The sequence below is a fragment of the Actinomadura roseirufa genome (assembly GCF_900659635.1).
Taxonomy (GTDB): Bacteria; Actinomycetota; Actinomycetes; order Streptosporangiales; family Streptosporangiaceae; genus Spirillospora; species Spirillospora roseirufa.
Genome location: NZ_CAACVB010000003.1, coordinates 66,759 through 92,120, shown reverse-complemented (window position 1 = coordinate 92,120; position 25,362 = coordinate 66,759). Strand labels below are relative to the sequence as shown.

The following is a 25,362-nucleotide window of genomic DNA, read 5'->3' as shown; positions in this document are numbered from 1 at the left end:
GCAACACGATCTGAGTTCGTGGTTCTGGTTCAGATGCCTTGGCTGGCCGCTCGACTTCTGGGCGTTCCACGGGGCGCACGGCTTCCGGTGAGCTGGTGCATTGGGCGCGCGAGAGCGCGACCAACCTGGTGAGGCGAGCTTCATCGGGTTGGGGTTGGTTCTAGGGGGCTTCTGCCAGGAGTTCGGCTAGGAGGGTCAGGGCGCCTTGTTTGTCCAAGGGGTCGTTGCCGTTGCCGCACTTCGGTGACTGGATGCAGGACGGGCAGCCGGATTCGCATTCGCATGAGGCGATCGCGTCGCGGGTCGCGCGGAGCCAGGACGGGGCGTCGGCGTAGCCGCGTTCGGCGAAGCCGGCGCCGCCCTCGTGGCCGTCGTACACGAAGACCGTGAGGAGCCCGGTGTCGGGGTGGAGGGCGGTGGAGACGCCGCCGATGTCCCACCGGTCGCAGGTGGCGAAGAGGGGGAGCAGGCCGATCGAGGCGTGCTCGGCGGCGTGGGCGGAGCCGGCGAGGTCGAGGTCGCCGAGGCGTTCGGTCTGGGATTCGGTGAGCGTCCACCAGACGGCCCGGGTGCGCAGGGTGCGGGGCGGGAGGTCCAGGGGCTTCTCGCCGAGCATCTCGCCGGTCTGCGTGCGGCGCATCTGGTAGGCGACGACCTGGCGGGTGACGTCGACCGTGCCGTAGCAGAGGGTGGCCTCGCCCCAGGAGGTGGAGCGGAGCCGTTCGGCGATGGTGATGTCGGTGACGTCGCGGGCGGTGGTCGAGTAGTCGGGGTCCGCCGGTTCGACGAGGGCGACGGAATCGTCCAGGTCGAAGGTCTGGACGATGAAGGAGTCGCCCTGGTGGAGGTAGACGGCGCCTTCGTGGACGGTGGTGTGCGAGGACGCCTCGTCGACGGTGCCGAGGAGACGTCCGGTCGCCGCTTCCACCACCTGGACGGGGGCGTCACCGGCGCCGCGGATGTCGGCCAGGTCGGCGGCCCTGTCGCGGCGCGTCCAGTACCAGCCCGCGGGGCGGCGGCGCAGCAGGCCGCGGCGGACGAGGTCGGGCAGCAGGCTCGTGGTGGACGGGCCGAAGAGGGCGAGGTCGTCCTCGGTGAGGGGCAGTTCGGACGCGGCGGCGCACAGGTGGGGTTCGAGGACGTAGGGGTTGTCGGGGTCGAGGACGGTCGCCTCGACGGGCGTTCCGAAGATCGCCTCGGGGTGGTGGACGAGGAAGGTGTCCAGCGGGTCGTCGCGGGCGACGAGGACCGACAGCGCGGCCTGGCCGGACCGTCCGGCGCGGCCGGCCTGCTGCCAGAGGGACGCGCGGGTGCCGGGCCAGCCGCAGACGAGGACGGCGTCGAGGCCCGAGACGTCCACGCCCAGTTCGAGGGCGTTGGTGCTGGCCAGGCCCACGAGGGCGCGGGAGCGGAGGTCGGCTTCGAGGGCGCGGCGCTCCTCGGGGAGGTAGCCGGCGCGGTAGGCGGCGACCCGGGTCGTGAGGGCGGGGTCGACCTCGTGGAGGGCGCGCTTGGCGCCGAGCGCGACCGATTCGGCGCCGCGCCGGGAGCGGACGAACGCGAGGGTCTGGACGCCCTCCACGACGAGGTCGGCGAGCAGGTCGGCGGCCTCGGCGGTGGCGGTGCGGCGGACGGGGGCGCCGCGCTCGCCGCGCAGTTCGGTGAGGGGCGGTTCCCAGAGGGCGAAGGTGGCGGGGCCGCGGGGTGAGGCGTCGTCGTCGACCGCGACGACGTCCAGGCCGGTGAGGCGGGACGCGGTGCGCGCGGGGTCGGACGTGGTGGCGGAGGCGAGGACGAAGGTGGGGGACGCGTGGTAGCGGGCACAGATACGGCGCAGGCGGCGCAGGATGTGCGCGACGTGGGAGCCGAAGACGCCGCGATAGCCGTGCGCCTCGTCGACGACGACGTAGCGGAGCCGGCGCAGGAACGAGGACCAGCGGGCGTGCCCGGGGAGGATGGAGCGGTGCAGCATGTCGGGGTTGGTCAGCACGTAGTTGGCGTGCCGGCGGGCCCAGGCGCGGTCGTCGCGCGGAGTGTCGCCGTCGTAGGCCACGGCGCGCACGCGGGTGAGGTGCAGTGAGCGCAGGGAGCGGAGCTGGTCGGCGGCGAGGGCCTTGGTGGGCGACAGGTAGAGCGTCGTGCCCTCGTGGGACTCGTCGGCGTAGATCGCGGCCACGGAGGGCAGCAGGTAGGCCAGGGACTTCCCGGACGCGGTGCCTGTGGCGATGATCACAGACCGGCCGGCGTGGGCGTGCTCGGCGGCGGCGGCCTGGTGTTCCCAGGGGGCGTGGACGCCGGCGGCGGCCAGCCGTTCCAGCAGGGTCGGCGGTGACCATCGGGGCCATTCCGCATGACGGCCCTCACGTGCGGGAACACGTTCGACATGGGTGATGCGGTCGCGTCGCGAGGGCATGGCGAGGAGCCGGTCCAGCGGGGGTGAAGATCTTTGGGCGGCCATCAGGTTTTCAGTTTGCCAGCCTGGGCAAAACAACGGGAACGCCCCGGCGCCGGTGGGCCCGTCCCCCCTGCCCTGACCGCGAGATCAGCAGGTCAGACGGGATGGCGCGAACTTTCGCCCGAGTGGGCGATAACGTGCGTACACGACGCCGGAGCGTGGTTGAATCACGGCGAAGTCTCGCCACCCGTCCGCCGCACAGGGGGGACGGGAAAAGCGAGATCAGATTGTGCTGCACGGCGCTGGAGGATCTGTGGACCTGAAGGTGAACGACTACACCACCGACGATGGCCTCACCGTCATCAACGTGGAGGGCGAGATCGACGTCTACACGGCGCCGAAGCTTCGCGAGAAGCTCATCGACCTGGTCAACAAGGGCAAGTTCCACCTGCTCGTGGACATGGAGAAGGTGGAGTTCCTCGACTCGACGGGGCTCGGCGTCCTGGTCGGCGGGCTCAAGCGGGTGCGCGCCCACGACGGCTCGCTGGAGCTGGTGTGCACCCAGGAGCGCATCCTCAAGATCTTCCGGATCACGGGGTTGACCAAGGTCTTCGGCATTCACGACTCGATCGCCGAGGCCGAGGAGAAGCGCAAGGGCGCCAAGTAGGCGGCCTGTAGCTGAGATGGCGACCGTTGAACTGTCCTTCAGTGCGCTGCCCGTCCACGTCCGGACCGCCCGCCTGATCGTGACCGCCGTGGCACGCCGCTGCGGTGTGGCCGAGGCGTTGCTGGACGAGGTCAGGCTCGCGGTCGGCGAGGCGTGCTCGCGTGCGGTGGAGGCGCATCGCCAGTTCTGCCCGGACGAGCCCGTCCGGCTCGAGCTGACCGGAGCGGACGGACGCTTCGAGGTCATCGTGAGCGACACCGTTCCCGGTGACGACGAGGCGGGCGGCCTCCCGTCGGTCGAGGACGCGGGCGAGTTCGAGTACGGGCTGGGTGAGGGGACCGCCGAGCTGGGGCTGGCCGTCATCGCCGGGCTCGCCGATGACGTGGACATCTCGGCCACGCCCAAGGGGGTCCAGATCCGGATGAGCTGGCCGGCCGAGGCCGAGGCGACCATCTGACCGCGCATTTCTTCCCAGACGCACACGAAGGCCCCGCCTAGGCGGGGCCTTCGCCGTTCAATCCCTTTCTCTGGTCGCCGGGTTTCGGCTGCTTCCGGCGACGGTCGGGGCCTTTTCGAGCTTCTCCGGCGTCGTTCTCTTCGCGGTTCAGGTGCCCCTAGGACGGGTGGCTGAGAACTGTCCCGCTTGTTCGCAGGTGGCGGCTATGCGCAGGAGGCGCGCCTCGGTGAACGGCCGGCCGACGAGCATGACGCCGACGGGCAGGCCGTCCGCCTCGGCGAGCGGCAGCGACAGCGCGGGGTGGCCGGTGAGGTCGGTCGGGACGGTGTTGGCCAGGACCGCCCAGCCGCGCCGCACGCGCTCGGTGTCGGACGGCTCGTCCACCGGGTGCGGCAGCCCGGGGGTGGTGGGCAGGACCAGCGCGTCGAGGCCGTCCAGAGCGCGTTCGTAGGCGGCGACGAGGCGGGGTCTGCCGTTCTGCGCGGTGGCGTACCGTTCGCCGCGGTGGGCGGCGCGCAGGTGGGAACCCGCGATCAGCACCGCCTTGGCCGCCGGGCCGAGGTTCGCGGCCTGGTCGGGCCACGCCGCGTGGATTCGGGCCGCGAGCTCCGGCCAGTACCGTCCGGACCACTGGTACCCGTTGCCGCCTGCTTCGAAGAGCGCGGCCATGCCCTCCACGGTGGTGCCGAAGGCGAGGGGGCCGGCCTCGGCGTGCTCGGGGAGGTCGACCTCGGTGACGGCGGCGCCGAGGTCGCGGAGGTTCCGGACGGTCCGCCGCAGGGCGTCCGCCACCGGTGGCGTCGCGCCGTCCAGGCCCTGCCGGACGACGCCGAGGCGGACGCCCGCCAGGCCGGACGGGGCGGAGCCGACGGCGGCGAGGTAGTCGGACGGGGGCGGGGTCCGCGGTTGGCGGGGATCGTCCGGGTCGCGTCCGGCGATCACCTGGAGGACGGCGGCCAGGTCCTCGACGGTCCTGGCCAGCGGCCCGACGTGGTCCACGGTGTGGTCGATGCCGACGGTGCCGGTGCAGGGGACCAACCCGTGGGTCGGCTTCAGCCCGAGGACGCCGCACCAGGACGCGGGGACGCGGATCGAGCCGCCCTGGTCGGCGCCGATGGCCACGTCCACGCCCGGATAGTGCAGCGCGGCGGCGCATCCGGCGGACGAGCCGCCCGCCGTGCGGGTGGTGTCGAACGGGTTGCGGACGGGGCCGCCGAGCCCGGCGTCGCCGCCGGCGCTCAGACCGAACTCGTCCATCCGGGCGACCGCGACGACGCGGGCGCCCGCGGCGCGCAGCCGGGCGACGGCCGCGGCGTCGGTGGACGGCACGAACCCGGTGAGCAGCGCCGAACCCGCCGACAGGGGCAGGCCCGCGACGGCGACGGAGTCCTTGACCGCGACGCGCATGCCGTTGAGAGGGCCGTCCGTGGTGGGTTCGACGTCAGTCCACAGCGTGACGGCGTTGAGCGGGTCGTCCTCGGGGGTGGGGTCGCGGACCGGCCATCCCGGCTGAGCGGCGGCTGGATCAGAGGGGGCGTCGAGCCCGCCGACGACGTCGAGGATGTCCGTCACGAGCTCCAGCACCGCGGACTCCTCGGCGGCGCCCACCGGCAGGCCGAGGAGCCCGGCCCGCCGGTGGAGGTCGCGCGTCCCGAAGGGCTCGCTCACCGCAGCGCCCGCCCGGCGGAGACGGCGCCGGGGTCGCCGCCGCGGTTCGGCTGCCGGACCCAGCCCGCGTCGAGCGCCGACATCTGCCGCATCTCGATGTCGATCACGGAGAAGTACCAGCGGTCGCCGATCTTGCGGAACTCGTCGGAGTACCAGCCGGACATGACGACGGCCTCGGGGTCGCCGGCGCCGTCGAGCGGGACCATCGTGGCGAACTCCAGCAGGTCCCAGCGGCCGGTCGCGGCGCGGCCGCCGGCGGCGACGTCGATCACGGCGTTGTCCATGAAGTGCGCCGCCCAGGGCATCATGCCGGCCACGCCGCCGAACCAGCGGTGGATCGCGTCGTGGCCGCGGTGCTCGCCGAACACGTTGCTGCGCCAGGTCACCTCGCCTTCGGGCGCGAAGAGGGCGATCAGGGCGTCGGGGTCGGCGCCGAGGTCGCACGCCCGCGCGTAGTCGTACTTCAGCCGGCGGATCTGCTCGATGTCCTCAAGGCGCTGTACCCGGGCCAGAAGTTCGTTCATGCGGGATTCCTTTCCAGTACCGGGGCGGTCTTGCACAGGGACTTGCACTTGCGTTCGGCGGCGCAGCACACGGAGCAGACGGGGCCGCGGTGGAACGGGCAGGTGACGACGTCGGCCGCCGCGTGCTCCTCCCCGCAGACCGTGCACGTCGCCGTCGCGTCCGATGTGACGTCCCCGGCGGTGGACGGGACGGTGTAGTGGCGGCCCCGGGTGGCGAGGGCGATCGCGGGCGCCAGGACGAACGCCGCGGCGGCGGCGACGAAGGACGCGATCGTCTTGCCGAGGGGCCCGGCCGCCCCGAACGCCAGGGGCGTGGACACCGCGAGCGCGCCGGCGATCGCGCCGAGGCCCACGGGGTTGAGGGCGCGCAGCCGCGATCGGCGGTACTCGAACCCGGGCGGCGACAGGCGCAGCAGCCGCTTGTTGATCGTCATGTCGGCGACGACGCAGGCGATCCAGGCGGTGATGAACACGCCGCCGACGGTGAGGACGGCGTTGAGCCGGCCGTACAGGTCGCCGAACATGAGCGCGGTGCCGAGCCCGGCCGTCAGGACGACGAACCAGTGCCGGCCGGGCGTCACCCCGAAGATGCGGCAGAACAGGCCCGCGAACTGGAGCGATCCGGAGTAGACGTTGCTGAGGTTGATCCGCAGCTGGGTGGTGATGACGAAGAGCACGCCGGAGACCCCGAAGACGGCGGGCAGGTAGTGGCCGGGGTCGGTCTCGTCGAAGCGCAGCGACAGCCAGGCACCGAGCAGCGTGGGACCGAGGAACGTGGCGGCCGTGAACACCGGGCCGACGACGAGCGACCCGACGCGGCGGCGCCGCGCAGGGATGAACCGGCCGAAATCGGCGGCGACGGGGATGGTGCCCGCCACTCCGAACGCCGCGGCGAGCAGTTGCAGGACGGGCGGTCCCGCGGCGCCGCCGGCCGGGTGCGCCGGTTCGTAGGACCAGAAGCCGGGCGCCGCCGAGGTGTGCGCCGCGTGCCAGATCGTCAAGGTGATGAAGACGGCGAACACCGGCAGCGTGACCCACATGAGGATGCTCATCAGCCGCATCCCGTACCAGGTCAGCGGGATGAAGACGGCCCCGGTGACGGCGTGGACCAGCCAGGACGGGACGTGCGGCCACTGCGCCATGACGGCGTTGGCCATGATCGAGCCCTCGAAGGCGAAGAACAGCAGCGAGTTGACGGCGAAGATCAGCGAGGTGGCGGTGGAGCCGAGGAAGCCGAAGCCTGCGCCGCGGGTGAGCAGGTCCGAGCCGAGGCCGGTGCGGGACGCCGCGTCCGTCCACAGGTAGGCGAGCGCGCCCACGATCACGGTCGCGAGGAGGAGGCCGATGACGAGGTCGCGGGTGCCGTAGGCGTGGACGAGCGTGCCGCCCCAGGAGAAGAAGAACATCGCGGTGGTGATGCCGAACATCACCCCGAACAGGGAGGACACGCTCCACTGCTGGTAGGTCGGCGGGACCGGGCGCAGCGCGTGGTCCTCACGGTTCTCGGTCCATTCGGCGCCGCTCATGCCGCGTCCTCCGTCCCGGGGCCGCCGCGCAGGGACGCGCGGAGCGTCTCCGGGGTGCGGAGGGCGGCGATCAGGCTGATGAGGGCGCCGGCGCACAGGTACATCGCGGGCGCGTACGCCGAGCCGGTGGCGTCGATGAGCGCGGCGGCGGCGAACGGCCCCGCCCCACCGAAGATCATCACGCCGAGGTTGTAGCCGAGGGACAGGCCGCTGTAGCGGCGGGAGGTGGGGAACAGCTCGCTGAACACGGCGGGCTGGGGCGCCAGCATCAGCGCCTCCCCGACGACGATCACGACGAGGCCGAGGGCGACGACGGCGAGGTTCCCGCTGTGCAGGAGGTAGAAGCCGGGGACGGCCGCCAGCAGCACCCAGGCCGCGCCGCCGATGAGGAACGGCCGCCGGCCGACCCGGTCGCACAGCCGCGCGAGCGGGACGATCAGCACGGCGAGGACGGCCATGGCGGTGAACCCGGCGGCGCGGGCCCGCGAGCCGGACATGTCCATCTCGTCGATCAGGAACGTCGGCCCGTACACGAGCAGGACGTAGGTGCACATCGTGGGGGAGCAGACCAGCGCGGCGCACAGCAGGATCGACCGCCGGTCGGCGCGCAGGGTGGCGCGCAGCGGCGCCCGCTCCACCCGGTCCGCGCTGACGACCTCGCTGAACTCCGGCGACTCCGACAGCCGCAGCCGCAGCCAGAGCCCCGCCAGGCCGAGCGGGACGCTGAGCAGGAACGGGAGGCGCCAGCCCCAGGAGTCGAGGTCCGGGGCCGAGAGGACCGCGCCGAGGATGAGCGAGGTCAGCGCGGCGACCATCATGCCGAGGACGATGGTGACGGTCTGCCAGCTCCCGTAGAACGCGCGCCGGCCGGGCGGGGCGTGCTCGACGACGTAGGACGCGGCGCCCGTCCACTCGCCGCCCGCCGACAGGCCCTGCAGGCAGCGCAGCAGCAGGATGAGCAGCGGCGCGGCGATGCCGATGGTCTCGTAGGAGGGCACGAGCGCGATGAGCGCCGTCGAGAGCGAGATGAGGATGATGATCAGGGAGAGCGCCAGCCGCCGGCCGTGCCGGTCGCCGACGTGACCGAACAGGACGCCGCCCGCGGGCCGGACGAAGAAGCTGACGCCGAACACGGCGAAGGTGAGCAGCAGCGCCGCCGCCTCGTCGCCGGAGGGGAAGTACGCGTGGGCGATGATCGTGGCGAAGTAGCCGTAGAGGACGAAGTCGTACCACTCGATGAAGTTGCCGATCGCGGCGGCGGTGACGGCGCCGCGATGGCGGACGGGGGCGACCGGCGGTCGAGGACGGTCCTGGGCGGGACCGTCCGGGGTGGGGACCGGGTGCATGGCGGGACCTCCGATGCTTCAGGACCAGGTGGGGACGCCGAAGGTGGGGATCTCGGTGACGTGGTCGAGGTAGGTGCCGAAGCCGACGTCGAGCCGCACGCGGCCGAAGCGGGCGGCGACCACGTCGCGGCAGGCGAGCAGGTGGAGGGGGTCGGCGGCGGACGGGCGGAGGGTGACGCGGCCGGTGCCGCGCCACCCGTCCGCCGCGTCGCCGGAGCGGAACGGGACGCGGACGAGCCGGCTCACGTCGTAGCCGTCGCCCTCGGCGCTGGGGATCAGCTTGAGCGTGAAGTGGGCACCGAACCAGGACGGGATCGGGTCGGCGGGGCCCGGGGGACCGGCGGGGTCGTCCGCCGGGCGGGCGTGGACGTCGATCACCTCGATGCCGCCGGCGGTGACGATCCGGCCGCGGACGCCCGAGGCGTCCTCGGTGAGCGCGACCTCGCGGGCCTGCTTCTTGGGCAGCCCGAACAGTTCGCGGCCGAGGGTGCCGTGGTTGAGCCCCTCGATGAAGAAGGTCAGCGGGTAGGCGCCTGTTTCGTCGCCTCTCCTGCACCGCACGCTGACGCCGCCCTGGAAGTAGGGCGGGCGGCGTTCGACGGTGCCGTCCGGCAGGTGGAAGCCCGCGCCGAGGAACTCGGCGACCCAGATCGCGACCAGGGGGTCGCCCGAGGGCTCCAGCGGCGCGGGCAGCAGCCCGGCGATCACCTCGGGGTCGGTGCGGTACTCGACGGTGAGCCAGCGCAGCGCCGTCGACTCGGTGCCCACGCCGTACAGGGGCGCGAACGCGGGCATCGAGACGGCGGGACGCGGACCGGCGGGGGGTGGAACGGCGGTCATGGCGTCCTCTCTCAGGATCGGACGGCCTTGGCGATCGTCTCGGCGATCACGTCGGCGGTGGGGATCACGGCGTCGGCGAGCACGGGCGCGGCGGGCATCCGCGCGGGCGGCGCGCCGATGCGGACGGGCGGCCGGAGCAGCGGCGTGCCGGACTCGGCGACGGCGGCGACGACCTCGCCGCCGACGCCGCCGATGGTGTGCGCCTCGTGCACCACGGCGAGACGGCCCGTCCGGCGGACGCTGCCGAGGACGGCGTCGAGGTCGAAGGGGCGGATCCAGCGGGCGTCGATCACCTCGGTGTCGATGCCCTCGGCGGCGAGCCGGTCGGCGGCCTCGAGCACCCGGTGCTGCATCGCGCCCCAGGTGACGACGGTGATGTCGGTGCCGGGGCGGCGGACGGCGGCGCCTCCGATGGGCTGGACGGCCCCGTCGAGCGTCACCGTGTCCTTGCCCGCGTGGTAGAGGGTACGGTTCTCGATCACGACGACGGGGTCGTCGCACCAGATGGCCGACAGCAGCAGGTCGTAGGCGTCCTGGCGGGTGGCCGGCATGCAGACCCGCAGGCCGGGGACGTGCGCGAAGAACGCCTCCAGGCTCTGCGCGTGCTGGGCGCACGCGCCCGGCGCGCCGCCCTGCTGGGTGCGGACGGTGATCGGCGCGGTGAGCGCGCCGCCGGACACGTAGCGGACGTTGGCGGCCTGGTTGACGAGCTGGTCCAGGGCGACGAGGGAGAAGTCCGCCCACATGATCTCCGCGATCGGGCGGCGGCCGGTCATCGCGGCGCCGACGGCGCCGCCGAGGATCGCCGACTCGGAGATCGGGGTGTCGAAAACGCGTTCTCCGAATCGTTTCCGCAAGTTTTTCGTCACCCCGAACACGCCGCCGGGGAGCGCGACGTCCTCACCGAACAGCAGCGTCTCCGGCCGCTCTTCCAGGGCACGGGCCAATGCCGCGTTGACGGCTTCGGCGTAGGAGAGGTTCTTGTCAGGCATAGAGGTGCTCCAGGACGGTCGAGGGGTCTGCGAGCGGGTCGGCCAGAGCGCGCGCGGAGGCCTGTGCGATCTCGTCCCGCACCCGCTCACTGAGGGCGTCGAGTTCGGACGCGGGAACGCCCTGCTCGGTCAGCGCGGCCACCAGACGGCCGATCGGCTCGGCGGCCTGGGCGCGCTCCAGGTCGCCTGCCGGCCGGTAGTGCTGGACGTCGCCGATGTAGTGGCCGACGATGCGCTGGGTCATGGCCTCCAGCACGACGGGTCCTTCTCCGGCGCGCGCGCGGCGCGCCGCCTCGGCCACGGCGTCCTGCACGATCGACGGGTCGTTGCCGTCGATGCGGGCACCGGGGATCCCATAGGCGGAGGCCCGCTTGTAGAGCCGGTCCACGCGCACCATGTCGGCGATGGGCGTCAGCTCCGAGTAGCTGTTGTTCTCGATGAGGAACACGACCGGCAGGGAACGGACGGCGGCGAAGTTCATCGCCTCGTGGACGGCGCCCTGGTTCATGGCGCCGTCACCGAACGCGGCGAGCGCGACCCGCCCGGAGCCGTCGAACGTCGCGGCCAGCGCGGCGCCCGTCGCGATCGGCGCGCCCGCGCCCACGATCGAGTTCTCGCCGTACATCCCGTACTGCGGCGCGGTGAGGTAGGCGGAGCCGCCGCGGCCGCCGTTCACGCCGGTGGCGCGGCCGAGCAGTTCGGCGAACAGCGCGTGCGGGGGCGCCCCGCACGCCAGCGTCCAGCCGTGGCCGCGGTAGGTGGGGAAGACCGCGTCGCGGGTCAGGTCGAGCGCGGCGCAGGCGCCGACGTAGACGGCCTCCTGCCCGTCGCACAGGTGCACGGAGCCGACGACGTCGCCCGCGGCGCGCAGCCGGGTGACCTCCTCCTCGAAGTATCGAATCCGTTGCATCGCCTCAAGATGAGCGAGTGATACGGCTGTTTCAGGCATGGGGATACCCACGCTCCTCTCCGGTGTGATCGATTCGGGCGTCGTGGCGGCGCTCAGCGGCGCCTCCGCCCTCCCGTGCGGAACCGCGTCCAGGGGCGGCGCGCGATATGGGGGCCGGCCCGCCGGGCCGGCGTGCCGGGCCGGGGCGCTAGGCGCCGCGCGGTGCGGTCACGGCCAGCCGGCCGGTGCGCATGAGGCCGGACGCCATCGCCGCGGCCTCCCGGACCTCCGTCGTCAGCCAGGCCCGCCGCTCGGCGAACCGGGTGGTCGGCACGGACACGGTGAACGCGCCCGCCGGGGCGCAGCCCTCGGCGCCGAAGTACGGGGCGGACACGCAGCACACGCCGGGACTGAACTCCTCGTCGTCCACGGCGTAGCCCTGCCGCCGTACGCGGGCGAGCTCGACGGTGAGCTCGTCGAAGTCGGTGATGGTCTTCGGTGTGACCGCGTCCAGCGGCACGCCCTTGAACATGGCGGCGACCTGTTCCTCCGGCAGGAAGGCCAGCACCGCCTTGCATGAGGCGCGGGCGTGCATCTGGGCCGCGTACCCCACCTCAAGGTTGCCGACGCTCAGGGTGTGGAGGCCGGACAGGTATTGCTGGAGGATCAGCGTGCCGTGGTACCAGCCGGAGATGTAGGACGTCTCGCGGGTCTTGTTGTGCAGGCGCGTGAGGATCACCGCCAGCTCCGGCGACGGCCCGGATCGGCTCTGCAGGAGCCGGCCGAGCGAGGCGGCGCGCGGGCCCACGTCGTAGCGCCCTCCGGGCAGCCGGACGAGATGTCCGCTCGCCACCATCGTCCGCAGCAGGTGGTAGCAGGTACCGATCTTGATGCCGAGCCGGCGGCCGAGCACCTTCGCGGTGGCCGTGCCGTCCGCGGCCGCGACGGCCTCCAGCACCTGGAGCCCGCGCTCCAGCGTGTGCAGGATCGTCGCGCCGTCTCCCGCCCGCTTCTCGTCGATCCTGTCTTCGCCGGTCATCCCGTCACCTCCAGACGGGTCAGGGTCAGCGCCAGCACCTCGGCGGCGTTGATCACGTCCTGTTCCGCGACGGACTCGTCGGGGGCGTGCGCCTGCGCCACGTCCCCGGGCCCGAAGACCGCCGTGGGCACGCCGCGGGCGCCGAAGTACGCGGCGTCCGATCCGGCGGTGAAGCCGGTCATCGCCTCCCGGCCGCCCCGCGCGACCTGCGCCGACCGCAGCGCCTGGACGAGGCCGTGCGTCACGGGCGTCTCCCAGCCGGGCAGGCCCTCGTGATCCCACCGGATGGTGGGCGGATGCCGGCGCAGCCAGTCGTCGGCCGCCGCGACCTCCGCCAGGACGCGCCCGACCTCGCGGCGGACGTCCTCCAGCGACTCGCCGGGCGCGACCCCGATGCGGCCGGACATCGTGGCGTGATCGGGCACGGCCGCCCGCCAGGTCCCCGCCCGGACCGTCCCGACGGCGAACGGGATCGCCGTGGGGACGTCGGTGAACAGCGGGTGCCGGTAGGTTTCGCCGCGCTTGCGGGCGAACTCGGCCAGCGCGTCCCGGACCCAGACGAGCCGCTCGAAGGCGTCCACCCCGCGCCACGGCGCCGACGTGTGCGCGGCGACCCCGGTGACCTCGACGGTGAAGAACAGCAGGCCGGTGCTGACCGGCACGATCGCGCCGCCGGTCGGCTCCAGGACGATCGCCGCGGCCGGGTCCGGCACGAACGGCGCGGCGGCCCGGGTGCCGGCCCCGGAGGTCTCCTCGGCCGTCACGAGCTGCACGGCGACGTCGAACGGCAGGTCGGTGCCGGTGTCCTCCAGCGCGGCGAGCGCGAACAGGGCCGCCGCGATGCCGCCCTTGGTGTCGACGGAGCCGCGCCCGTGCACCCGGCCGCCCTCGCGGGCGCCGGAGTAGGGCGGGCGGGTCCAGGCGGCCTCGTCCCCGGCGGGCACCACGTCCACGTGCCCGTTGATCACGACGCGGGGGAGGCCGCGGTCGCGGGGGAACCAGGCGACGAGGTTCTCGCGCTCGGCCGCCCTCGGCTCGTCCCCGCCCGGGTCCGCCTCGGCGAGGGTCCCGCGCGTCACCGGCCAGCCGCGGTCGGCGAGCCAGTCACCGTACAGGCCGGTGACCCGGTCCTCCCAGCCGCTCTCGCTGGGGCGCCGGACGCTCTGCGCGAGCAGGTCCAGCATCGCCTCGGACCGCTCCCCGATCCGGGCCAGCAGCCGCCTGTCGCCTGGTCGCTCCGGCATGCGAACCTCCTGCTCATGGCCGTACTCGTCGCCGGTGTCTCGGCCCGGCGTGGGCACACTCTGCGCCGGGCCCCGGGTTCCGGACAGTGATCTGAAGCCCTTTTTCTACTATCTGAAATTTAGCCGTCCACGGCGTGAACAGGCACGTTGCCGCTGCCTAGCGTGCGCGTGACGCTCGTGAAGGAGGAAGAACGTGGCACATGCGGAGCTGCTGGAACGGCACCGGAAGGTCATGCCGTCCTGGCTGGGCCTGTACTACGACGAACCCATCGAGCTGGTGCGCGGCACCGGCCGCCGGGTGGTGGACGGCGAGGGCCGGGAGTATCTCGACTTCTTCGGCGGGCTGCTCGCGACGATGGTCGGGCACGACGTCCAGGAGATCACCGAGGCCATCCGGGAGCAGGCGGGCCGCCTCCTGCACTCCTCGACGCTCTACCTGATCCGCTCGCAGATCGAGCTGGCCGAGCGCATCGCGCGGCACTCCCGGATCCCGGACGCGAAGGTCTTCTTCGTCAACTCGGGCACCGAGGCGGTGGAGACGGCGCTCCTGCTCGCCACGCAGCGGCGCGGCTCGAACCAGGTGCTGGCCATGCGCGGCGCCTACCACGGCCGCTCGTTCGGGACGGTCGCCGCCACCGGGATCCGGGGCTGGTCGGCGACCTCGCTGAGCCCGCTCAACGTCACCTACGTGCACAACGGCTACCGCTACCGCAGCCCGTTCGGCGGGCTGGACGACGCGGCGTTCACCGCCGCGTGCGCCGACGAGCTCCGCACGATCATCGAGACCTCGACGGCCGGGGACGTGGCGTGCATGCTCGCCGAGCCGGTGCAGGGCGCGGGCGGCTTCGCGACGCCGCCGCCCGGCTTCTTCACCGCGATGAAGGAGGTCCTGGACGAGTACGGCATCCCGCTCGTCTCGGATGAGGTGCAGTCCGGCTGGGGGCGCACCGGCCGCGCGTTCTTCGCCATGCACGCCTTCGACGTGACGCCGGACGCGATCACCTTCGCCAAGGGGCTCGGCAACGGCGTGGCGATCGGCGGCGTGGTCGCCGGACCGGAGCTGATGGACTGCCTGACCGCGAACTCGATCTCCACGGCCGGGGGCAACCCGCTCGCGACCGCGGCGGGGATCGCCACCCTCGACTACATCCGCGACCACGACCTGCAGCGCAACGCCGACGAGATCGGCCGGCGGCTGGCCGGCGGGCTGCGGGCCATCGCCGCGGACCGGCCGCTCATCGGCGAGGTGCGCGGGATGGGGCTGATGATCGGCGTCGAACTGGTGGTGCCGGGCACCCGGGAGCCGGCGCCCGGCGCGGCGGTGCGGGTCATGGAGGAGGCGCGCGAGCGGGGCCTGCTCATCGGCCGCTGCGGCCTGTACGGCAACGTCCTGCGGATCGTCCCGCCGATGACGGTGACCGCCGAGGAGACCGACGAGGCGCTCGGCGTGCTGCGCGAGGCGCTGGCCGCCGCCGAGAAGGAGGTCGCGCGATGATCCGCCGCTGGGACCCGCCGGAGGCCGCTCCGGCCGTCGGCCAGTACCGCCATCTGGCCCGCGTCCCGTCCGGCCACGACCTGGTGTTCGTGTCCGGGCAGGTCGGCGTCCTGCCGGACGGCACGCTCGCCGGCCCGGACGCGTACGCGCAGACCCGCACCGTGTTCGACAACTTCGAGCGGCTGCTGGAGTCGCTCGGCGTGGGGCCCGAGAACCTGGTGCGGCTCTTCACGATGGTGTCGGGCACCGAGCACGTCGCGGGGTGCCGGGAGGCCCGCGGGGAGTTCTTCGCCCGCTGGTACCCGGACGGCGACTGGCCCGCGCACTCGCTGGCGGTGGTCGCCGCGCTCGCCGCGCCGGAGCTCGTCGTCGAGATCGAGGGAACGGTGGCCGTGCCGTGCCGGTGAGCCGCGCGGTCCCGGCGGGCCCCGGCGCGCCGATGGGCGCCGCCGAGTTCCGCGCGCAGTTCCCCGCGCTGCGCACCCGGGTCTGGCTGGACACGCCGGGTTCCCCGCCGGGCGCGGCGCCGGTGGTGTCGGCGCTGCGGGAGGTGCTGGACGCCTGGTCGTCGGGGGACTTCGACTGGACGGAGTGGGACGGCGCCGCCGCGCGCGCCCGCGGCCTGTTCGCGGACCTGGCCGGGGTGCCGGCCGCGACGGTGTCCACCGTCGGGTCCCTGGCCGAGGCCGCGGCGACGGTCGCGCGGTCCCTTCCCCGGACCCGCGTGGTGGTGCCCGCGGAGGACTTCCGCAGCAACCTCTATCCCTGGCTGGCCGCGCACGAGGTCGTGACCGTCCCGGCCAGGGACGGGGCCACCCGAGCCGAGGACCTGATCGCCGCGCTGGACGACCGCACGGGCCTGCTCGCGGTCAGCGAGGTGACCAGCCGCGAGGGCACCCGCCTGGACCTGGCCGCCTTGCGCGAGGCGACCGACCGGGTGGGGGCGCGGCTGTTCGTCAACCTGACGCAGTCGTTCGGTGCCCTGCGCTTCTCCATGGACGCCGTCCGGCCCGACTACATGGCCGTCCACGGCTACAAGTGGATGCTCTGCCCGCGCGGCGCGGCCTGGCTCGTCACCCGCCCGGACCGGCTGGACGGGGACGCGCCGCTGACCCCGCTCGCTCCGAGCTGGAAGTCCGGACCGCTCCCGCACGGCTACTTCGGCGGCCCGCTGAACCTGGCCGAGGACGCGGCGCGGTGCGACGCGTCCCCCGCCTGGTTCTCCTGGGTCGGCGCGTGCGCCGCGCTGGGCCTGCTCGGGCGGCTGGACGCCGCCGCCGTCGAGCGGCACGTCCTCGGCCTCGCCGCCCGGCTCACCGAGGGCGCCGCGGCGCTCGGCCTGCGGCGGGTGCACGACGGCCCGCCCTCGCACATCGTCGTCCTCGCCGTGGACGGGGCGGAGCGGATCGCCGAGCGGCTGCGCCGGCGGGGCGTCCGCGCGACGGCGCTCGGCGACCGGGTGCGCTTCGGGATCCACTACTTCAACGACGAGTCGGACATCTCCACGGTCCTCGACGTCCTGCGCGGCTAGGCCGACCGGACACGCCGCGGGTGGGGGTGTCGCGGCGGTGTGCGGCAGGTCGGGGCGCATGCGTTCGTTGCCGGTGTTTGTGGGGTGACGCGCCGAGGTTCCTGGGATGGTGGGTGTTTGGGGTGGGGCGGTGTCCTAGGTGAGAGAGGGCATCTGAGATCTTCTACTCGTAGATCACATTTTTGACTGATTGTGGTCTAGACATATTGCAGATTAATGCTTAGCTTAAATAGCGGACGATCGTGCACCGGCACCCGGGTCCGCACGGATCCGGGCTGTCAAGGTATCCACGAGGTAAGAGGATGCTGACCGGCCTTGACCTGCGATGACCTCGATCGAGGGCACTTAAAGGTCAAAGTCCGGCGTAACGTGCATTGCATTTCCATGACAGCCTCATTAAGGAGGTCGCGCCCTTCTCATTCGGATGCGGCGTGCGTAGACTCCCGGCACCCGCGCCTCCGTGCGATGCGTTCGAAATCATCACTCGCGGGGTAACGCGGTAAAGATCGACTTTGCCGGTCGAAAGCGCAACGCCCCTGTCGAGGAGGACGGATGTCTGGGCTTTCCCTGTCGAGCCCGGCCAGCGCAGAGGTAGATCTCGGCGGCGGCGACCTCACCCTGGTCGTCGTCGTCGCCGTGATCGCTCTGCTGGCACTGGCCGTCGCCGCGGGTCTGGTACGCGAGGTACTGGCCGCGGGCCAGGGCACCGAGAAGATGCAGGAGATCGCGCGGGCGGTCCAGGTGGGGGCGAGCGCCTACCTGAAACGCCAGTTCCGCACGGTCGGCGTCTTCGTCGTGCTGATACCGCTGGTGCTGCTGTTCCTGCCCGCCGATTCGACGTCCGAACGGATCGGGCGGTCCGTCTTCTTCGTCATCGGGGCGATCTTCTCCGCGGTCACCGGGTTCACCGGCATGTGGCTGGCCGTCCGGGGGAACGTGCGGGTCGCCGCGGCCGCCCGGGAGGAGGGCGGCGAGCGCAAGGCCATGCGGATCGCCTTCCGGACGGGCGGCGTCGCCGGCATGTTCACCGTCGGGCTGGGCCTGTTCGGCGCCGCGGTGGTGGTGCTCGCCTACAAGGGCGACGCGCCCAAGGTGCTGGAGGGCTTCGGGTTCGGCGCCGCGCTGCTCGCCATGTTCATGCGGGTCGGCGGCGGGATCTTCACCAAGGCCGCCGACGTCGGCGCCGACCTGGTCGGCAAGGTCGAGCAGGGCATCCCCGAGGACGACCCCCGCAACGCCGCGACGATCGCCGACAACGTCGGCGACAACGTGGGCGACTGCGCCGGCATGGCCGCCGACCTCTTCGAGTCCTACGCGGTGATGCTCGTCGCGGCGCTGATCCTCGGCACCGCGGCGTTCGGCACCGAGGGCCTGGTGTTCCCGCTGATCGTGCCGATGATCGGCGTGATCACCGCGGTGATCGGCATCTTCGCGGTGGCGCCGCGCGCCTCCGACCGGTCCGGCATGTCGGCGATCAACCGCGGCTTCTTCATCTCGGCGACCATCTCGGCCGTGCTGGTCGCGATCGCGGCGTTCGCCTACCTGCCGTCCTCGTTCGCCGATCTGTCCGGCGTCACCGACGCCGACATCAAGAACCTGGACGCCGACCCGCGCTGGGTCGCGCTCGGCGCGGTGGTGATCGGGATCGTCCTGGCCAGCGCCATCCAGCTGCTCACCGGGTACTTCACCGAGACCACCCGCAAGCCCGTCCAGGAGGTCACCGGCAGCGCCCGGACGGGCCCGGCGACCGTCATCCTGTCCGGGATCTCGCTCGGACTGGAGTCCGCCGTCTACACCGCGCTGGTGATCGCCGCGGCGGTGTACGGGGCGTTCCTGCTCGGCTTCGGCAACACGACCGTCGCGCTGTTCGCGGTCGCGATGGCCGGCACCGGGCTGCTCACCACCGTCGGCGTGATCGTCTCGATGGACACCTTCGGGCCCGTGTCCGACAACGCCCAGGGCATCGCCGAGATGTCCGGCGACGTCAAGGGCGAGGCCGCGGCGGTGCTGGAGCGGCTGGACGCGGTCGGCAACACCACCAAGGCGATCACCAAGGGCATCGCGATCGCGACGGCGGTGCTGGCGGCGACGGCGCTGTTCGGCTCGTTCCGCACGACGGTGGTGTCGGCGCTGGCCGGCGCGTCCAAGGACGCGCGGGACGCGCTCGGCGACTTCAAGGTCTTCAGCCTGTCGATCGACAACCCGAACGTGCTGATCGGGCTGATCATCGGCGCGGCCGTGGTGTTCCTGTTCTCCGGCCTGGCGATCATGGCGGTCGGCCGGGCCGCGGGCCGGGTCGTGGTGGAGGTGCGCGAGCAGTTCCGCACCAAGCCCGGGATCATGAACTACACCGAGAAGCCCGACTACGACCGGGTCGTGGACATCTGTACCCGGGACGCCCAGCGCGAGCTCGCCACCCCCGGCCTGCTGGCGATCATGACGCCGATCGCGGTGGGCTTCGCGCTCGGGTACGCGCCGCTCGGCGCGTTCCTCGGCGGCGCCATCGCCGCGGGCGTGCTGATGGCGGTGTTCCTGTCCAACTCCGGCGGCGCCTGGGACAACGCCAAGAAGCTCGTCGAGGAGGGACATCTCGGCGGCAAGGGCAGCGAGGCGCACGAGGCGACGGTGATCGGCGACACGGTCGGCGACCCGTTCAAGGACACCGCCGGCCCGGCGATCAACCCGCTGATCAAGGTGATGAACCTCGTCGCGCTGCTCATCGCGGACGCGGTCGTCACCTACGCGGGCAACATTCCGCTGCGGATCGGCGTGACCGCGGTGTCCGTCGCCATCGTGGTAGGGGCCATCGTGGTGTCCAAGCGGCGCGCCGACCCGATCGGCGAGCCCCCGGCCGCGGGCTCCGGCGCGTCCGGCGCCGTCAACGGCGGCGTCGCGGGCGGCGGGAGCGTCGAGCGCGGCGTCCCCGAGCAGCGCGCGGTCTCCACCGAACCGGCCGGCGAGGGATCGGCCGCGAACAAGGCCTGACCGGCGCCGGGGGGCCGGTGGCGCACGCGCCGCCGGCCCCTTGGCATGCCCGGGTGGTGTCGGGGGCGCGCGGGACCGGCCGTACGCTGTACGAGGACGGATTCACCCCCCGGCGGCACCGGGCCCCCTCCCCCGAGGTCGGGCGCGTGCCGGCCGCCGGCGCACAGGAAGGCGGCGCGCGCGATGGCGGGCGAAGGCAAGCCGGCGATGTCCGGGCCCAAGGGCTTCGCGCTCGTGCTCGGCGGAATGCTCGGGATCATGCTGGTCCTCTGGGCCTTGGCGGCGCTCGTCGCCCCGTAGGCGCCGCCCGTATCGGCGTGCCCGTTACTGGGCGCCCGCACGACATCCGGACGATCCGGCTGGTGGCCGCGTTTCACGATGTTCCGGTTCCGGCCGCGGCCACCTCCGACCCTTGAGGTGGCGGCGGCCCGATGGCGATGGTGGCTGCGGCCGTCCCGTCCATGGTTCTGGAGTCCGGATGACGACTTCCCCTGTCAGCCGCCGTACCGTCCTCACCGCCACCGGCGCCACCGGCGTCGCCGCATCGCTGTCGCCGCTTCTGTCCACTCCCGCGAACGCCGCGCCCGCCCCGTCCTCTGGATGGCGCGACGTGACCGCGTCCCTGGGAGCGGACTTCGCCGCAGTCGGCACGCCCGTCTTCCTCGGCCCGCACGAGGGCTGGTTGCCCGTGACCGTCCCAGAGCACGCGAAATTCGTCATGCTGCGGTGGAACGGACGCAGATGGACGCCTTGGGCCCTGCCGGAGGTCATCCAGTCCAACGGTGGTGCCCTGGCGGTCTCCAGCCGCCGCAAGATCTGGTACATCACCCTCGGCGGGCACAACACCAGCTACTTCTACGACGGGACGGAGTGGCGGGCGGCCGAACTCCCCCTGACACCTCCGGTAGCCGCTGAAAAGGTCGCTGCCATCCCGGTGTGGTTCAGTCCCGAGTCACTGTCGGCCGGACGGGACGGGACCGCTTGGGTCGCCCTGGCGGATGCCTACCACGACATGACGGCCGTCATGCACTGGGACGGAAGCGCCTGGGTGGTCGCCAAGGTGCCGTTGCCACTCCCGTACCCCATCGCCACCCGCGTCGCCGTTCGCTCGCATCGTGACATCTGGGTGGCCGGCCACTTTCACCCAGCCGGGCACGACCAGCCGTTCACGCTCCACTGGGACGGGCACTCATGGACGGACGTGGTGATCCCTCCGGTGGAGGGAGGCGCAGTCCAGGTCATCAGGTCCGTCGTCCCGGTCTCGAAGAACCTCGCGTGGGCCTTCCGGAGCAACGCGGCCGTCGGCCAGCACCAGACATTGCTGCGCTGGAGGGGCGGCAAGTCGTGGGAGGAGTTCCTCCTCCCGGAGGCCATCAACTTCACTGGCCCTGCGCTGGTGGAGGACGGCCAAGGCGGAGTGTGGCTCGGGGATGCGGGGCGCGGTTCCACCCAGTACGCGCATTTCCGGGACGGCGCTTGGAAGCTCATGAAGGGGCCGGCGCGAGCCGACGTCGAGCTGGCGTTCGTCACCGGGCTGGCGCGCGTCCCGGGCACCCGGACGATCTTTGCGACCGGGTCGTTGACCTACCGGGGCGCCCCCACACCCGATGGCTATGGCAGCAAGCCGTTCGTGGAACGGCTCCACTGACCCCGGTCCCGGGTGAGCCGCCCGAATCGGTACGCCCGTTTCCCTGGTCGGGGTGCGGCTCCGTGGTGTTCCGTGAGGTGGCGGCGGTCGACCGGGTTTCCGGTTCCGGCCGCCGCCTCTCCGAGGCTTGAGGCGGCGGAGGCTCGGTGGGGATGGTGGCTGCGGCCGTCCCGTCCCTGGTTCTGGAGTCCGGATGACGACTTCCCCTGTCAGCCGCCGTACCGTCCTCGCCGCAGGCGCCGCCACCGGTGTCGCCGCCTCCCTGCCGCCGATCCTGTCCGTCCCCGCGAACGCGGCACCCACCCCGTCCACCCAATGGCGCGATGTGACCGCGTCTCTGGGGCCTGACATCGCCGCAGTCGGCACGCCCGTCTTCCTCGGCCCGCACGAGGGCTGGTTGCCCGTGACCGTCGCAGAGCACGCCAATCGCGGCATCCTGCGGTGGAACGGGCGCAGATGGACGCCATGGGTGCTGCCAGAGGTCGTGCGCGCCAACGGTGGCGCCTTGGCGGTCTCCAGCCACCGCAAGATCTGGTACGTCACCTTGTACGGAGAGCGGTCCAGCTACTTCTACGACGGAGCGGAGTGGCGGGCGGCCGACCTCCCGCTGACGCCCCCGGGGGTCGCCGGGCAGGCCGCTGCGTTCCCTGTGTGGCTCACTCCCCATTCGCTGTCGGCGGGACGGGACGGGACCGCCTGGGTGGCTCTCGCCGACGTCATCAACGACAAGACGGCCGTCATGCACTGGAACGGGACAGCCTGGGTGCCCGCAGAGATACCGCTGCCCTCCCCTTCCCCCGTCGCCACTCGCGTCGCCGTCCGCTCGCGCCGTGATATCTGGGTGGCGGGCTACTTTCGTCCGGCCCCGTCCCACAGCCAGCAGCCGTTCACGCTCCACTGGGATGGGCACTCGTGGACGGACGTGGTGATCCCTCCGGTGGAGGGTGGCGCAGTCCAGGTCATCAGGTCGGTCGTGCCGGTCTCGAAGGACTTTGTGTGGGCCTACCGGAGCAACTCGCACGTGGGCCAGAACCAGACGCTGCTGCGTTGGACGGGCGGCAAAGCGTGGGAGGAGTTCCTGGTCCCGAAGGACGTCAACTTTCCTAGCCCCGCGCTGGGGGAAGACGGCCGGGGCGGCGTTTGGCTTGGCGGATGGGGGCGCGACTCCACGCAGTACGTCCATTTCCGCGACGGTGGGTGGAATCTCGTGCAGGGCCCGGCGCGGACGGGCGTCGAGGAGGTGAACGTGTCCGGGCTGGTGCGGGTCCCGGGCACGCGGACGATCCTGGCGACCGGGTGAAGCGGCTACTGGGGCGCCCCCACACCCACCCGATACGGCTACAAGCCGTTCGTGGAACGGCTCCACTGACGCCGGGTCCGGGAGCCGCCGAATCGGCGCGCCCTTTTCCCTGCTCGGGGCATGGCTTCGTGGTGTTCCGTGAGGTGGCGGCGGTTGGCCGGGTTTCCGGTTGTGGCCGCCGCGCCTCCGGGGCTTGAGACGGGGGAGGGGTGGTGGGGATGGTGGCTGCGGCCGTCCCGTCCATGGTTTGGAGTCCGGATGACGACTTCCCTTCCGAGCCGCCGTACCGTCCTCGTCACAGGCGCCGCCACCGGTGTCGCCGCGTCCCTGCCGCCGCTTCTGTCCGTCCCCGCGAACGCCGCGCCCGCCCCGTCCTCTCCCTGGCGCGACGTGACCGCGTCCCTGGGGCCGGACGTCACCGGAATCGGTAAGCCCTTCTTCCTCGGCCCGCATGAGGGCTGGGCGCTTGGGGCGATCAAGGGGCGGCCGAACCGAGTCCTGCTGCGCTTCAACGGGCGCAGATGGATCCCTGAGGTCTTGCCGGAGTTCGTCCAGCTCTGGACGACGCCGGAGGTCTCCAGCCGCCGCCACATGTGGGCCTTGGGCTTGGGCGGCGGCTACGTCTACGACGGGGAGGAGTGGCGGCGGACCGCGTTCCCGGAGACGCCCCCGGCGGACGCCAGGGGCCTCGCGAACATCCCGGTGGCGCTCAATCCCGAGTCACTGTCGGCCGGACGGGACGGGACCGCCTGGGTGGCCCTCGCGGACACCAACAACGACAAGACCCTCGTCCTGCACTGGGACGGAACCGCCTGGGTGTCCACGAAGGTGCCGTTGCCCAACCAATGGTCCGTCGTCACTCGCCTGGCCGTACGCTCGCGCCGTGACATCTGGGTGGCCGGCAGAACTTCTTCCGGGGGGAGCCGGCCGTTCACTCTCCACTGGGACGGGCACTCGTGGACGGACGTGGCAATCCCTCCGGTGGAAGGCAACTCAGCGCAGGTCATCAGGTCGGTCGTATCGGTCTCGAAGAACCTCGCCTGGGCCTTTCGGAGCAACGCGGCCGTCGGCCAGCACCAGACGTTGCTGCGCTGGACGGGCGGCCCATCATGGGAGGACTTCCGCCTCCCACCGAGCGACACCATCAACATCCCCGATCCGCCTTTGGCCGATGATGGCCGGGGAGGTGCGTGGGTGGGGGCGTACGGTCCCTCCGCCTCGACGTACCTCCATTTCCTGGACGGTACGTGGACGCTCGTGCAGGGCCCGGCGCGGGTGGGTGCGGAGAAGGTGAGCGTCTCCGGGTTGACGCGCATCCCCGGCACGCGGACGGTCCTGGCCGTCGGGTCGAGTTCCTACCAGGACGCCTCGGCGCCCTCGGGCCACAGCTACAAGTCGTTCCTGGAGCGGCTCCACTAGCAGCTCTGGAAACCGGGCCGTATAGGTGCGCCCGTTTTCCTCTGTTCGGTGCAGGTTCGTCGTGTTCGTGGAGGTGGTGGCGACGGCCGGGTTTCCGCATCCGGCCGTCCTGACTCTGGCCCTTGAGGCGGCCGAGGGGCGACGGGGAAGGTGGCGACGACCGTCCCCCGTCCGATGTCAGGAGTCCGGATGACGAGCTCGCCCCTCAGCCGCCGTACCGTCCTCGCCGCAGGCGTCGCCGCGTCTCTGCCATCGTTCCTCTCCAACCCCGCGAACGCTGATCCCGTCCCTGAATGGCAGGACGTGACCCCGTCCTTTGGCCTGGGCGTGACCTGGGTCGGCACGCCGGCCTTCATCGGACCGCACGATGGGTGGGCGCCGGCGACGGCGAACGGCCACCCTTGGGGCGCCCTGCTGCGCTGGCGCGACGGCAATTGGCCCCTCGACGGATTGCCCAGCACCGCCTACGCCACCCGTGACTCCTCTCTGACGATCGCCGACCTGGAGGAGATGTGGCTGACGACCTATGGCGCCCCTCAGGCGACCTTCTTCTATGACGGTTCTGATTGGCGGGCCGCCGAGCCGCCCGAGGTTTACCCGGGCTCCGCCAAGGAGCTCTTCCCCCGCTCACTGTCGGCGGGACGGGACGGTACGGCCTGGCTGGTCATCGCGGATGGCCTCTCCAGCAAGTCCGCCGTCTTCGACTGGGAGGAGGACGCCTGGGTCCCCGTAGCGGTGCCATTGCCTCAGGGAGCGGTCGCCACCCGAGTCGGTGTCCGCTCGGACCAGGATGTCTGGGTGGCCGGTACCCAGCGGGTCGCCGACGGGTCCACGCCCGCCGGAGCGCCGCTGACCCTCCACTGGGACGGGCGCCGCTGGAGAAGGGTGCAGATCCCCCCGGTGGCCTCTGGCACGCCCCAAGGCATCACGACGGTCCTGCCCGTGTCGAAGAAGCTCGCGTGGGCCTACCGAAGCAACCCGGACGTCGTCCAGAACCACACCCTGTTGCGCTGGACGGGCGGTGAGACCTGGGAGGAGTTCTTCGTCCCACAGGTCAACTTCCCCACCCCTGCTCTGGCCGAGGACGGTCAGGGCGGCGTGTGGCTCGGGGGGTACGGCCGCGACTTCACCCGGTACGTGCATTTCCGCGAAGGCACATGGACGTTCCACCAGGGACCTGTTCGGAAAGGCCCCTACGACATCGTGGAACCGAACGTCAGTGGACTCGTACGGATCCCGGAGACGCAGACGATCCTGGCGACCGGCTTGGTCGTCTCCAGGAGCAGCCAGTCACCCCACCAGTTCGACCTCCAGCCCTTCATGGAGCGCCTCAACTAGCCGGGCCCGCCGTCCTACGACGTGACTTCAGAGGTGCAGGGAGGTCAGGAGGTCGTGGG

Annotated in this window: 20 protein-coding genes; 10 read left to right on the top strand and 10 right to left on the bottom strand. The window is 72.2% G+C overall.

What is annotated here, in order from left to right; all coding sequences use genetic code 11:
* Window positions 1-160: 160 nt before the first annotated feature.
* Window positions 161-2,413, bottom strand: coding sequence for a DEAD/DEAH box helicase (locus tag E1291_RS01405; RefSeq protein ID WP_242613873.1), 2,253 nt, complete (start codon window positions 2,411-2,413; stop codon window positions 161-163).
* Between the two features lie 295 nt (window positions 2,414-2,708).
* Between E1291_RS01405 and E1291_RS01400 the strand changes: the two genes are divergently transcribed.
* Both E1291_RS01400 and E1291_RS01395 read left to right on the top strand, forming a co-directional pair.
* Window positions 2,709-3,062 carry an STAS domain-containing protein gene (locus E1291_RS01400; protein WP_021597910.1) on the top strand — a complete coding sequence of 118 codons (354 nt, stop codon included), beginning with the start codon at window positions 2,709-2,711 and terminating at the stop codon, window positions 3,060-3,062.
* Between the two features lie 16 nt (window positions 3,063-3,078).
* Window positions 3,079-3,519 (top strand): ATP-binding protein, encoded by a 441-nt coding sequence (locus E1291_RS01395; protein WP_131735664.1) that lies wholly within the window; start codon window positions 3,079-3,081, stop codon window positions 3,517-3,519.
* 147 nt (window positions 3,520-3,666) lie between these two features.
* Here E1291_RS01395 and E1291_RS01390 read toward each other — a convergent pair whose 3' ends face one another.
* The 9 genes from E1291_RS01390 to E1291_RS01350 form a co-directional block, all read right to left on the bottom strand.
* Complete coding sequence (locus E1291_RS01390) at window positions 3,667-5,187, bottom strand: amidase family protein (RefSeq protein ID WP_131735663.1); 1,521 nt, start codon at window positions 5,185-5,187, stop codon at window positions 3,667-3,669.
* The gene (locus E1291_RS01385; protein ID WP_131735662.1) at window positions 5,184-5,711 is read right to left on the bottom strand and encodes a nuclear transport factor 2 family protein; all 528 of its coding nucleotides are present in this window, start codon (window positions 5,709-5,711) and stop codon (window positions 5,184-5,186) included. Before E1291_RS01385 ends, E1291_RS01390 begins: the two co-directional genes overlap by 4 nt.
* Window positions 5,708-7,237 carry a purine-cytosine permease family protein gene (locus tag E1291_RS01380; RefSeq protein ID WP_131735661.1) on the bottom strand — a complete coding sequence of 510 codons (1,530 nt, stop codon included), beginning with the start codon at window positions 7,235-7,237 and terminating at the stop codon, window positions 5,708-5,710. Before E1291_RS01380 ends, E1291_RS01385 begins: the two co-directional genes overlap by 4 nt.
* Complete coding sequence (locus tag E1291_RS01375; protein WP_131735660.1) at window positions 7,234-8,583, bottom strand: MFS transporter; 1,350 nt, start codon at window positions 8,581-8,583, stop codon at window positions 7,234-7,236. The genes E1291_RS01380 and E1291_RS01375 overlap by 4 nt, the downstream gene beginning before the upstream one ends.
* Before the next feature lie 18 nt (window positions 8,584-8,601).
* The gene (locus tag E1291_RS01370; RefSeq protein ID WP_131735659.1) at window positions 8,602-9,423 is read right to left on the bottom strand and encodes an acetoacetate decarboxylase family protein; all 822 of its coding nucleotides are present in this window, start codon (window positions 9,421-9,423) and stop codon (window positions 8,602-8,604) included.
* Between the two features lie 11 nt (window positions 9,424-9,434).
* Entirely contained in the window at window positions 9,435-10,415 is a 981-nt protein-coding gene (locus E1291_RS01365; RefSeq protein WP_131735658.1) for an alpha-ketoacid dehydrogenase subunit beta, read from the bottom strand.
* Window positions 10,408-11,325, bottom strand: coding sequence for a thiamine pyrophosphate-dependent dehydrogenase E1 component subunit alpha (locus E1291_RS01360; protein ID WP_242613872.1), 918 nt, complete (start codon window positions 11,323-11,325; stop codon window positions 10,408-10,410). Before E1291_RS01360 ends, E1291_RS01365 begins: the two co-directional genes overlap by 8 nt.
* A 187-nt stretch (window positions 11,326-11,512) precedes the next feature.
* A complete protein-coding gene (locus tag E1291_RS01355) occupies window positions 11,513-12,343 on the bottom strand; it encodes an IclR family transcriptional regulator (protein ID WP_131735656.1) in 831 nt (276 codons plus the stop codon).
* The gene (locus E1291_RS01350; protein WP_131735655.1) at window positions 12,340-13,587 is read right to left on the bottom strand and encodes a M20 family metallopeptidase; all 1,248 of its coding nucleotides are present in this window, start codon (window positions 13,585-13,587) and stop codon (window positions 12,340-12,342) included. The genes E1291_RS01355 and E1291_RS01350 overlap by 4 nt, the downstream gene beginning before the upstream one ends.
* Before the next feature lie 232 nt (window positions 13,588-13,819).
* Between E1291_RS01350 and E1291_RS01345 the strand changes: the two genes are divergently transcribed.
* From E1291_RS01345 to E1291_RS01310, 8 genes are all read left to right on the top strand, one after another.
* Window positions 13,820-15,082 carry an aspartate aminotransferase family protein gene (locus E1291_RS01345; RefSeq protein ID WP_207400495.1) on the top strand — a complete coding sequence of 421 codons (1,263 nt, stop codon included), beginning with the start codon at window positions 13,820-13,822 and terminating at the stop codon, window positions 15,080-15,082.
* Window positions 15,079-15,489, top strand: coding sequence for a RidA family protein (locus E1291_RS01340; RefSeq protein ID WP_131735653.1), 411 nt, complete (start codon window positions 15,079-15,081; stop codon window positions 15,487-15,489). Before E1291_RS01345 ends, E1291_RS01340 begins: the two co-directional genes overlap by 4 nt.
* Window positions 15,480-16,613: an aminotransferase class V-fold PLP-dependent enzyme gene (locus tag E1291_RS01335; RefSeq protein WP_242613871.1), complete on the top strand. Its 1,134-nt coding sequence runs from the start codon at window positions 15,480-15,482 to the stop codon at window positions 16,611-16,613. The genes E1291_RS01340 and E1291_RS01335 overlap by 10 nt, the downstream gene beginning before the upstream one ends.
* Window positions 16,614-17,165: 552 nt before the next feature.
* Window positions 17,166-19,598 (top strand): sodium-translocating pyrophosphatase, encoded by a 2,433-nt coding sequence (locus tag E1291_RS01330; RefSeq protein ID WP_242613870.1) that lies wholly within the window; start codon window positions 17,166-17,168, stop codon window positions 19,596-19,598.
* A 478-nt stretch (window positions 19,599-20,076) separates the two neighbouring features.
* A complete protein-coding gene (locus E1291_RS01325; RefSeq protein WP_131735652.1) occupies window positions 20,077-21,246 on the top strand; it encodes a twin-arginine translocation signal domain-containing protein in 1,170 nt (389 codons plus the stop codon).
* 193 nt (window positions 21,247-21,439) lie between these two features.
* Window positions 21,440-22,546: a hypothetical protein gene (locus E1291_RS01320; protein WP_131735651.1), complete on the top strand. Its 1,107-nt coding sequence runs from the start codon at window positions 21,440-21,442 to the stop codon at window positions 22,544-22,546.
* Window positions 22,547-22,804: 258 nt separating this feature from the next.
* Window positions 22,805-23,965 carry a hypothetical protein gene (locus tag E1291_RS01315; RefSeq protein ID WP_131735650.1) on the top strand — a complete coding sequence of 387 codons (1,161 nt, stop codon included), beginning with the start codon at window positions 22,805-22,807 and terminating at the stop codon, window positions 23,963-23,965.
* Window positions 23,966-24,154: 189 nt separating this feature from the next.
* On the top strand, window positions 24,155-25,303 hold the full coding sequence (locus tag E1291_RS01310; protein ID WP_131735649.1) for a hypothetical protein: 1,149 nt from the start codon (window positions 24,155-24,157) through the stop codon (window positions 25,301-25,303).
* Window positions 25,304-25,362: the final 59 nt, after the last annotated feature.